This window comes from Stenotrophomonas sp. 82F1 (genome assembly GCF_056861525.1).
In genome coordinates, this window is sequence record NZ_JBSPUD010000008.1 from 150,998 (window position 1) to 161,626 (window position 10,629).

The window sequence follows — 10,629 nt, forward strand, 5'->3', positions numbered from 1 at the left end:
GAGTTGTCATGTTGGAAGCCTACCGCCACCACGTCGCCGAGCGCGCTGCGCTTGGCATCCCGCCCCTGCCGCTGACCGCGCAGCAGACGGCCGATGTCATCGAACTGCTGAAGAACCCGCCGCAGGGCGAGGCCGAGTTCCTGCTCGACCTGCTGACCCACCGCGTGCCGGCCGGCGTCGATGACGCTGCCAAGGTCAAGGCCTCGTACCTGGCCGCGATCGCACTGGGCAGCGAGCAGAACCCGCTGATCAGCCGCGAGCGCGCCACCGAACTGCTGGGCACCATGCTGGGCGGTTACAACGTCGCGCCGCTGGTGCAGCTGCTGGACGATGCCAGCGTCGGCGCCATCGCTGCCGATGCTCTGAAGAAGACCCTGCTGGTGTTCGACGCCTTCCACGACGTGCAGGAAAAGGCCAAGGCCGGCAACGCCAACGCCCAGTCCGTGCTGCAGAGCTGGGCCGATGCCGAGTGGTTCACCAGCAACCCGGAAGTGCCGCAGAGCCTGACCGTCACCGTGTTCAAGGTGCCGGGTGAGACCAACACCGACGACCTGTCGCCGGCACCGGACGCGACCACCCGCCCTGACATTCCGATGCACGCCCTGGCGATGCTGAAGAACAAGCGCGACGATGCGCCGTTCACCCCGGAAGAAGACGGCAAGCGCGGCCCGATCCAGCAGATCCTCGACCTGAAGGACAAGGGTCACCTGGTCGCCTATGTGGGCGACGTGGTCGGTACCGGTTCCTCGCGCAAGTCGGCCACCAACAGTGTGCTGTGGTGGACGGGCGATGACATTCCGTACATCCCGAACAAGCGCGCCGGTGGCGTCTGCCTGGGTTCGAAGATCGCCCCGATCTTCTACAACACCATGGAAGATGCCGGCGCGCTGCCGATCGAGCTGGACGTGTCGAAGATGGAGCACGGCGATGTGGTCGAGCTGCGTCCGTACGAAGGCAAGGCGCTGAAGAACGGCGAAGTGATCGCCGAGTTCCAGGTCAAGTCCGACGTGCTGTTCGACGAAGTGCGGGCCGGTGGCCGCATTCCGCTGATCATCGGCCGTGGCCTGACCGGCAAGGCGCGCGAAGCGCTGGGCCTGGCCCCGACCGACCTGTTCCGCCTGCCGGTGCAGCCGGCCGACACCGGCAAGGGCTTCTCGCTGGCACAGAAGATGGTCGGCCGCGCCTGTGGCCTGGCTGAAGGGCAGGGCATGCGCCCGGGCACCTACTGCGAACCGAAGATGACCTCGGTGGGCTCGCAGGACACCACCGGCCCGATGACCCGTGACGAGCTGAAGGACCTGGCCTGCCTGGGCTTCTCGGCCGACCTGGTGATGCAGTCGTTCTGCCACACCGCGGCCTACCCGAAGCCGGTGGACGTCAAGACCCACCACACCCTGCCGGAATTCATCTCCACCCGTGGCGGCATCTCGCTGCGTCCGGGCGACGGCGTGATCCACAGCTGGCTCAACCGCATGCTGCTGCCGGATACCGTCGGCACCGGCGGCGACTCGCACACCCGTTTCCCGGTGGGCATTTCGTTCCCGGCCGGTTCGGGCCTGGTCGCCTTCGCCGCTGCCACCGGCGTCATGCCGCTGGACATGCCGGAGTCGGTGCTGGTGCGCTTCAAGGGCAAGATGCAGCCGGGCGTGACCCTGCGTGACCTGGTCAACGCGATCCCGCTGTACGCGATCAAGTCGGGCCTGCTGACCGTGGCCAAGGCTGGCAAGAAGAACATCTTCTCCGGCCGCATCCTGGAAATCGAAGGCCTGCCGGAGCTGAAGGTCGAACAGGCGTTCGAACTGTCCGATGCCTCGGCCGAACGTTCGGCGGCCGGCTGCTCGGTGCGCCTGAACAAGGAACCGATCATCGAGTACCTGACCAGCAACATCACCCTGCTGAAGTGGATGATTGCCGAGGGTTACCAGGATCCGCGTTCGCTGCAGCGTCGTATCGAGAAGATGGAAGCGTGGCTGGCCAACCCGGAGCTGCTGGAGCCGGATGCCGACGCCGAGTACGCCGCCGTCATCGAGATCGACCTGGCCGACATCCACGAGCCGATCGTGGCCTGCCCGAACGACCCGGACGACGTGAAGACCCTGTCCGAAGTCGCGGGTGCGAAGATCGACGAAGTGTTCATCGGTTCGTGCATGACCAACATCGGTCACTTCCGTGCGGCTGCGAAGCTGCTGGAAGGCAAGCGCGACCTGCCGACCCGCCTGTGGGTGGCCCCGCCGACCAAGATGGATGCGTCCGAGCTGACCAAGGAAGGCGTGTACGGCACCTTCGGCGCCACCGGCGCACGCATGGAAATGCCGGGTTGCTCGCTGTGCATGGGCAACCAGGCGCAGATCCGCGAAGGCTCCACCGCGATGTCGACCTCGACCCGCAACTTCCCGAACCGCCTGGGCCGCAACACCAACGTGTACCTGGGTTCGGCGGAACTGGCCGCGATCTGCTCGCGTCTGGGCCGCATCCCGACCAAGGAAGAGTACATGGCCGATGTGGGCGTGATCGCCGCCAGCGGCGCGGAGATCTACCGCTACATGAACTTCGACCAGATCGAGGAATACCAGGACGTGGCCAACACGGTCGCTGCCTGAGGGTAGTGCCGGCCGCTGGCCGGCATCCAGCTGAAACGAAGAGCCCCCGGTGAACGCCGGGGGTTTTTTGTTGTGCGGATGATGCCTGGTAGTGCCGGCCGCTTGCCGGCACACGCGCGAGGTCAAGAGCGTTGCCGGCCAGCGGGCGGCACTACCGGGGCGTCAAGCCTGGGTGACGGCGGCCGCTTCCTCGGTCACGGCTGGCGCGTCCGTAGGCAGCTCCGGTTCCGCGGCCGTTTCCGGCAACACGCCGTGGTCGGGGAACAGGCGCGGCAGTTCGGCGACGAAGCGGACCATGCAGGCTTCGGCGAATTCACGCGATGCGGCTTTCGCCTTGGCGTAGTTGTCGGCCTGCCATTCCTGCAGCGGGGCAACCCGCGCTTCGTCCTGGCAGTGCACGCCCTGGCCGCCACTGGCGCTGCGGAACAGCTTGCGCACCAGCGGGAAGCCGATGGTTACATCGTGGCGCAGCTCGTAGGGTGTCTCTGCGTCGCTGAGCTTCTGGTACACCAGCGACCACTGACCGGCGCTGGCCTCCACGGTACGCTCGTCGCTGGGAATGGCGCCGGGATGCGCTGCGAAATAGAGCGCCAGCTGCTCACGGATCATGCCCGGCAACGCGCCGTAGGCCGGGCTGGGCACGGATTGAATGTCGTCGCCACGCACGTTGTTCTTGCTGAAGCTGTTGCTGGTGCCGATGTCACCCACGCCAGTGACGAACGCCAGAGCGGACAGCCCGACCTTGGCCGCGGTGACGGCAGCAGTGTCGGCGCGCATTACCAGGCGCAGGACAGGGTCGCCCACGCGATTGCCGTTGGGCCCAAGCCCCAGGCCGGAGGTGACCTTCACCCGTTGCAGGCTGCTGAGATCGGTGGCGGGCGCCGGAGCCGCTGCAACATTCCCGGCGGCGGGGGCGGCCACGGTTGCCGCTGCTTCATCAACGGATACAGCAGCCGTGGACGCAGCGTCCGATGCCTCTGGCGCCGGTGCGGCATTCGCCGCCGGATCGGGCGTTGCCTCGGTCGCGGCTACGGCGGCGGCGACAGGTGTGGGTGCGGGCGCTTCGTCGATGGCGTGGGCCGACGGAGCCAGCAGCAGGCAGGCCGCGATCGCGGCGGTGAGGCAGGTTGGGCGTAATGCCACGGTGGCACTCCTTGGGGAAAAATGATGGAGGCGCGCGCTGCGACTCACTGCGCCACGAATTCCTTGATCGGGAACGCCTTGCAGTGGCTCACCGCAGTGGCGATGTCGAGCGGAGCATCGGCGGCGGCATTGCGGCGCTGGTTCACTGACGCCGCTTCCTCCCACAGGCTGGGCAACACCTGCGGTGCATCCAGCACGCGTTGGCGAACGGCATCGTGCAGGACGCTGCTGTAGTCCGTGGCCGGTACCACCACGCACAGGCGCGTGCCGGGATTCCCGCTGGCCTGCTGCAGCATCTGCTGCAGTGCCTCGCTGCTGCCCGCATCGTCGCTCAGCTGCCGCGGTGCGCTGCCTTGGTTGGCATCCTGGATCTGCAGCTGGCCGGGGTTGAACAGCAGCACCTGCATGTCCTGGCGCGGCTCGATGCGGACCGGCGCGCGGGTGCCCTCACAGATGGTCGGGGTCGCCCGTGCCTGCTGCGGGGTCATGCTGCCGTCGGCATGCACCTGGCGGATATGCAGCCGACAGATCTTGTCGGCCACTTCAAATTCCACCTCGTAATCCTGGCCGGGTCTGGCCACGAACTGGCCCGACAGCTTGCCGTCGCAGTACAGGCGACTGCTTGCGTCGAAGCGTGCCTCGAAGATCAGCGGCTTGCCACCGGGTACTTCGTATTCCTGGTAGCTGAGCATGGAGAACCGCTCGTTCTCCTTGCTGCGCAGGGTTTCCGTGACGGGGATGCCGAGCACGCCCTTGTCGCCGGCGTTGTTGTACTTGACGTCGATCCTGTCGCGGTAGTCTTCGCGGCAGGCGGCATCGGTGTACAGGGTGGTGGTCCGCCCCAGGGCGGCGTAGACGCGCACGCGTGCCGGTGGCACGACGCCGTCAGCGAAGGCGCTGACATCTTCAGCGGCCAACGGGCGCGGGTACATCGCGGGGATTCTCTTGACCAGCTTCTCGATGCATTTCATCGTGATCATCTGCGCGGCCGCCTTGAGCCGCGCGTAATCATTGGCTTGCCATGCGTCCAGAGTCGCCCGGTTGTCGCTGTCATTGCAGCTGATGATTTCCGCCAGCGTGCCATCGGCACGGCGCTGCTGGATGGTGCTGGAGTGATTGAGGCGGTAGAGGGGATCCTTCCGCGTATTGCCCTGGTGCACCAGGGCCCATCTGTCCGCACTGAAGCGCAGGGTGCTGGCTTGGTTGGGCACAGCATCGGGGACGTGCCTGAAGTAGCCGCCCACCAGTGCCTTGGCCACCGACGGCATGAGGGTGATGGCAGGGCTGGCCTTGCTCTCGACGATGCTGCCGGGCAGGGTGTTGCGCCGGAAGTAGTCCGGCTCATTGCCGCTGAAGAGCAGTGCCAGTCCCTTCGGGGTGAGCGCCTCGCTGTCATCGGGGGTAACGATGCGCAGTGCTACATCCGGTGCGTGGACACGCTGCGATCCGGTATCCGGACCGCTCTGGATCTGGACCCGCTCGGTCCACGGTGCAACACCGTCCGTGACGGCGGCAGCGGCAGGGGTGGCCTGCGGCGATGGCGGCAGCCCGTCAGCGGCAGCCGTCAGTGGGACCAGCAGGGCGGTCGCCAGCAGGGATGATTGAATGCGGAAGGTACGCTGGGCCATCGTCAAGCTCCTTGAAAAGCAAAACAGCCACGCCGACCCTTCCGGGGCCGGCGTCTGGAAGACAGGGTGAGGCGGTGCAATGCGGTGGACGGTCAGCCGCGGGCCAGCGCCAGCAATCGTTCCGTAATGCGCTCCAACGGCACCTGTTCCTCGGCCGCGCCGAGCTTGAACGCGGCACCGGGCATGCCCCAGACCACGCTGGTGGCCTCGTCCTGCACCAGCGTCGGCGCACCGGCCTGGCGCATTTCCAGCAGGCCGCGTGCGCCGTCATCGCCCATGCCGGTGAGGATGGCGCCGATGGCATTGCCGCCGGCGGCCTGCGCCACCGAGCGGAACAGCACGTCGACGGCCGGCTTGTGCCGGTTCACCGCCGGGCCGTCGTCGACCCGGCAGCGCCAGCGCGCACCGTCGCGGATGATCCGCAGGTGCTTGCCGCCGGGTGGCAGGTACGCGTGGCCGGGCAGCACCGCTTCACCATCGCTGGCTTCGCGTACCGCCATCGCCGAATGGCGGTCCAGGCGCTCGGCGAAGGCGGTGCTGAAACTGGCGGGCAGGTGCTGGGTCATCACCACTGCGGGACCGTCGGCGGGCATGCCTTCCAGCACCACGCGTAGTGCTTCGGTGCCGCCGGCCGAGGAGCCGATGGCGATCAGGCGGTCAGTGGTACGGAACTGCGTTGCTGCCGGACGCACGGCAGGGGCGGCGTCCAACGTGAGTTTCGGTGTGGCCACGCGCACCAGCGGGCGCACCCGTGAGCGCGCAGCCATCTTCACCTTGGCGATGATTTCATCGGCATAGGCCTGCAGGCCACGGGCTACATCAAGCTTGGGCTTGGAAACGAAGTCCACCGCGCCCAGACCCAGCGCCTGCAGGGTGGTATCGGCACCGCGCTCGGTCAGCGACGAGATCATCACCACCGGCAACGGGTGCAGGCGCATCAGGTTTTCCAGGAACGCCAGGCCATCCATGCGTGGCATTTCCACGTCCAGGGTGATCACGTCCGGGGCCAGGCGCTTGATCTTCTCGCGGGCCAGCAGCGGGTCGGCAGCGGTGCCGACCACGTCGATGGCCGGATCGCTGGACAGGATTTCGGTGAGCATCTGCCGCACGACGGCGGAATCGTCGACGATCAGGACCCGGCAGGGGGCGTTGCCGGTCAGGGTCATTCGAACAGCTCCACGCCACCGGTGACCGGGGCCTTCGACAGGCGTGCGCGCACGGCCGATTCGGTCGCGGCCACTTCGGCTTCGTGGGCGTGCGGCAGGCGCTGCACGACGACGCGGCCGGTATCGGCGAAGAACCAGATCTTGCGCGGGTGGATGCCGCACAGGTCCTCGGCGAGGATCGGGATATGCTCGGCCTGCAGGTACTGGCGCACGAATTCGGCGTTGCGCGTGCCTACCGGATTGCTGGTGAAGCCCTTCAGCACGTTGGCACCACCGAATACCTTCGCCTCGATGCGCTTGCGATGTGCGCCACGCTTGAGCATGTCGTTGATCAGCAGTTCCATCGCGTAGCTGCCATAGCGTGCGGGCGCGCCGTCGCCGGCGTTGCCCTCGGGCAGCAGGAAGTGGTTCATGCCGCCGATCTTCAGTACCGGGTCGCGCAGGCACGCCGCCACGCATGAACCCAGCGTCGTGGTCAGCGCGGTGGTGTCATCCACCACCAGGTACTGGGTCGGCAGCAGCTTGGCGGCGATGGTCTTGAAGCGTGCGTCCTGGTAGCGCATCACATCGTCGGTGCGCAGCGATGCATTCATGCGCTGGCTCCCTGCGCGCGCCGGTACAGGGTACGGCCGCAGGGCTGGATCAGATCGGCGGCGTGCAGGTAGTTCTCCGAGTGGCCGGTGTAGAGCAGGCCGTCGTCGGCCAGGTGATTGACCAGGCGGCCAAGAATCGCGCGCTGGGTCGGCTTGTCGAAGTAGATCATCACGTTGCGGCAGAACAGCGCATCGAACGGGCCGCCGACGTCGTAGCGCGGCGCCAGCAGGTTCAACGGGCGGAACTCGATCAGCTCGCGCAGCGCCGGCAGTACGCGGCACTGGCCTTCGTTGGGGCCGCTGCCGCGCTGGAAGTAGCGGCGACGCAGGTCCGGATCGAGGCCGGCGACACGGTCGATGTTGTAGACACCGCGCCCGGCGGTGGCCAGCACCTGGGTATCGACGTCGGTGGCGACAATGCGCACCGGCGGCTTCAGGGTGCCGAACGCTTCGCAGGCGGTGATCGCCATCGAGTAGGGCTCTTCACCGGTGGAGGCGGCGCACGACCACAGCAGCAGCGGGCCGCGCCCGTTGCGCTGCTGTAGTTCCTCGCGCAGCTTGTCGAAATGGTGCGGCTCGCGGAAGAACGCGGTGAGATTGGTGGTCAGCGCATTGGTAAATGCCTGCCACTCGTCACCATCACCCTGTTCCAGGTGATCCAGGTACTGCTGGAAGCTGCGCATGCCCAGCGTCCGCAGGCGGCGCGACAGGCGTCCGTACACCATGTCGCGCTTGGCCGGCGCGAGGGCGATGCCCACGCGCTGGTAGATCAGGTCGCAGACGCGGCGGAAATCACGGTCGGCGAACTCGAATTCGCGCGTACCGCTGACGATGGGGGTAGGGCTCTGCACGGGTGACGTGTCCATCGGCGGGGCGGCGGCCGCAGCCGCCGCGAGGATCAGAATTCCTGCCAGTCGCCGTCGTTGGAAACGACGGTGCTGGAGTGGGTACGGCGGATCGGTGCGGGCGTCGACGGCGGCCGCGACGGTGCAGCACTGGCGGCCTTCGGTGCGACCTTCGCGGTCACCGCCTTCACTGCGACGGCGACCTGGTTGTCGAGGCGGAAGATCGCGACGGCGTCGGCCAGCTGCGCGGCCTGCTCTTCCATCGCACGTGCGGCGGCGGTGGCTTCTTCCACCAGCGCGGCGTTCTGCTGGGTGGTTTCATCCATCTGCACCACGGTCTGGTTGACCTGTTCGATGCCGGCCGACTGTTCCTGCGAGGCGGCGGAGATCTCGGCCATGATGTCGGTCACGCGCTGCACCGAGGCGACGATCTCGCCCATGGTGCTGCCGGCCTGGTGGACCAGGCTGGAGCCTTCGGCGACCTTGCCGACCGAATCATCGATCAGGCCCTTGATCTCCTTGGCAGCGGCGGCCGAGCGCTGGGCGAGGGTACGCACCTCGCTGGCGACCACGGCGAAGCCACGGCCCTGTTCGCCGGCACGGGCGGCTTCGACTGCGGCATTCAGCGCCAGGATATTGGTCTGGAAGGCGATGCCATCGATGACCGAGATGATCTCGGCGATCTTCTTCGAGGACGCTTCGATGGCCGACATGGTGGTGACCACCTGACCCACCACGCTGCCGCCCTGCGAGGCCACGCCATGCGCACCGATGGCGAGCTGGTTGGCCTGGCGTGCGTGTTCGGCGTTCTGGCGCACGGTGGAGGTCAGTTCCTCCATCGAAGCGGCGGTTTCTTCCAGGTTGGCCGCCTGCTGTTCGGTGCGGCGCGACAGGTCGCTGTTGCCCGAGGCGATCTCGCCGGCCGACAGGGTGATGCTGGAGGCGCTGAGCTGGATCTGGCCAACGATCTGGGTCAGCTGACTGACCGTGGCGTTTGCATCGTCACGCATGCGCGCGAACACGCCCTGGTAGTCACCATGCATGCGTGCGGTCAGGTCGCCGTCGGCGATGGACGACAGCAGCTGTGAGAGCTTGCCGAGGTTGTCATCACTGACCGCCATCATGGCGTTGAGGTTTTCCAGCATGGTGCGGAAATCGTGATCGAAGCGCTGTGCGTCGCCGCGCTGGCTGAAGTCGCCGGCGGCTGCGGCACTGGCCAGCTGCTTGATCTCGGCATTGATGCGGCCGAGGTTGGCCTTGACCGTGTCGACGGTGGTGGTCATCGCCGCCTTTTCGCCCGGGTAGCGGGCGATGTCGCCGCTGAGGTCGCCGACGGCGTACTGCTGCACGACGTTCAGTACATCGTGCAGGGTCTGCACGTGGCTGCCGACCAGGACGTTGGTTTCCTGCACCATCAGCCCGTATTCGCCGGGGAAGGCGCTGGCGTCGATACGGTAGCTGAGCTCACCTTCATCGTGACGGCGCGCCATCTCGCGCTGGCCACTGATGACTGCGTGCAGCTGCTGCTGCATGCGTGACATTGCTTCGAGCAGGCGACCGGGTTCGTCATGCGGCTGCGGGCCGATGTGGCTGTCCAGCTTGCCGCCAGCGATGCCCTCTGCGACGGCGGTAGCCTGCTTCAACGGGCGCGCGATGCGGTTGCCGATGACCCAGCTCAGGGCCAGCACGATCAGCACCAGTACGCCGCCGGCCAGGGTCATGATGGCGGTGAAGACCAGTGCCTGCTGCTGCACGTCATCCATGTAGACGCCGCTGCTGACCACCCAGTTCCAGGGCTTGAACAGGCCGGCATAGGCGACCTTTTCGACCTCGCCCTTCTCGCCGGGCTTGGCCCAGCGATAGGCGACGAAGCCGCCGCCGGCCTTGGCCGCTTCGATCTGGTCGTAGTAGATGCGGATGCCATCGCCGGTACGGAAATCCTTCATGTCCTTGCCCACCAGATCCTTGCGGAACGGGTGCATGAGCACGTGATAGCCGGTGTCGTAGATGTTGTAGTAATAGGTATCGTTGTGCGCGCGCATGACTTCCAGCGCCTGCAGCGCGGCGGCCTTGGCGGCTTCTTCGCTGAGTTCACCGGTTCCGGCCAGGCGGTGGTAGTGGTCGAGGATGCCGTAGCTCAGTTCGACCTGGGTCTTCAGCGAAGACTTGCGGGTATCGGTGAGGTCCAGGTACTGCATGCGGGCAGCGATCACCGACAGCGCGATCACGCCCAGCGCGATCAGCAGCGTGAGCAGGTTGAGCTTGCGCCGGACGGAGAGATTGCTGAAGTAGTGTTGCCAGCGATGCAGGAGATTCATCGAGCAGTACCCGGGTCGTGGTGGGTGGAGGCGCCGGTGCTGGTCGGGAGCAGCGGTGACATGACCGTTATCGGCCGCGGGGGCGGGGGATTGAGGCGGGCTGTTCGAACGTATTCAGGTTTCCTTGCAGCGGCGGCTGCGGCGCTGCCTGCGGCAGGCTTTTGAGGCAACAGCAACAGCAACAGCAACAGCAACAGCAACAGCAACGGCAACGGCAACGGCGGGTCATGGCGATGGGTTGCTATGGGTTAGCCGGGTCGGGGTGGGCAGGCAGGACACGCCGTGAACCCATCCATGGGGGCTCGTTGGCGCCATCCATGGCGCCAACGGTCCTGC

7 protein-coding genes are annotated in these 10,629 nt (G+C 66.7%); 1 reads left to right on the forward strand and 6 read right to left on the reverse strand.

Features of this window, described 5'->3' with window-relative positions; all coding sequences use genetic code 11:
* Nucleotides 1–8: 8 nt before the first annotated feature.
* On the forward strand, nucleotides 9–2,600 hold the full coding sequence (gene acnB, locus AC13GI_RS10945; RefSeq protein WP_100465271.1) for a bifunctional aconitate hydratase 2/2-methylisocitrate dehydratase: 2,592 nt from the start codon (nucleotides 9–11) through the stop codon (nucleotides 2,598–2,600).
* Between the two features lie 162 nt (nucleotides 2,601–2,762).
* Here acnB and AC13GI_RS10950 read toward each other — a convergent pair whose 3' ends face one another.
* From AC13GI_RS10950 to AC13GI_RS10975, 6 genes are all read right to left on the reverse strand, one after another.
* Complete coding sequence (locus AC13GI_RS10950) at nucleotides 2,763–3,743, reverse strand: hypothetical protein (RefSeq protein WP_482996281.1); 981 nt, start codon at nucleotides 3,741–3,743, stop codon at nucleotides 2,763–2,765.
* A 44-nt stretch (nucleotides 3,744–3,787) separates the two neighbouring features.
* The gene (locus AC13GI_RS10955) at nucleotides 3,788–5,371 is read right to left on the reverse strand and encodes a hypothetical protein (RefSeq protein WP_482996282.1); all 1,584 of its coding nucleotides are present in this window, start codon (nucleotides 5,369–5,371) and stop codon (nucleotides 3,788–3,790) included.
* 92 nt (nucleotides 5,372–5,463) lie between these two features.
* Nucleotides 5,464–6,537, reverse strand: coding sequence for a protein-glutamate methylesterase/protein-glutamine glutaminase (locus AC13GI_RS10960; protein WP_340569970.1), 1,074 nt, complete (start codon nucleotides 6,535–6,537; stop codon nucleotides 5,464–5,466).
* Complete coding sequence (gene cheD, locus AC13GI_RS10965; protein ID WP_025878962.1) at nucleotides 6,534–7,130, reverse strand: chemoreceptor glutamine deamidase CheD; 597 nt, start codon at nucleotides 7,128–7,130, stop codon at nucleotides 6,534–6,536. Before cheD ends, AC13GI_RS10960 begins: the two co-directional genes overlap by 4 nt.
* On the reverse strand, nucleotides 7,127–7,996 hold the full coding sequence (locus AC13GI_RS10970; protein ID WP_099818374.1) for a CheR family methyltransferase: 870 nt from the start codon (nucleotides 7,994–7,996) through the stop codon (nucleotides 7,127–7,129). Before AC13GI_RS10970 ends, cheD begins: the two co-directional genes overlap by 4 nt.
* 32 nt (nucleotides 7,997–8,028) lie before the next feature.
* A complete protein-coding gene (locus tag AC13GI_RS10975; protein ID WP_482996283.1) occupies nucleotides 8,029–10,293 on the reverse strand; it encodes a methyl-accepting chemotaxis protein in 2,265 nt (754 codons plus the stop codon).
* Between the last annotated feature and the right edge of the window lie 336 nt (nucleotides 10,294–10,629).

Excerpts from the sequence above, each read along its gene's own strand:
- AC13GI_RS10975 (WP_482996283.1), bottom strand. The coding sequence starts at position 10,293 with ATGAATCTCCTGCATCGCTGGCAACACTACTTCAGCAATCTCTCCGTC.
- acnB (WP_100465271.1), top strand. The coding sequence starts at position 9 with ATGTTGGAAGCCTACCGCCACCACGTCGCCGAGCGCGCTGCGCTTGGC.
- AC13GI_RS10955 (WP_482996282.1), bottom strand. The coding sequence starts at position 5,371 with ATGGCCCAGCGTACCTTCCGCATTCAATCATCCCTGCTGGCGACCGCC.
- AC13GI_RS10960 (WP_340569970.1), bottom strand. The coding sequence starts at position 6,537 with ATGACCCTGACCGGCAACGCCCCCTGCCGGGTCCTGATCGTCGACGAT.
- cheD (WP_025878962.1), bottom strand. The coding sequence starts at position 7,130 with ATGAATGCATCGCTGCGCACCGACGATGTGATGCGCTACCAGGACGCA.
- AC13GI_RS10970 (WP_099818374.1), bottom strand. The coding sequence starts at position 7,996 with ATGGACACGTCACCCGTGCAGAGCCCTACCCCCATCGTCAGCGGTACG.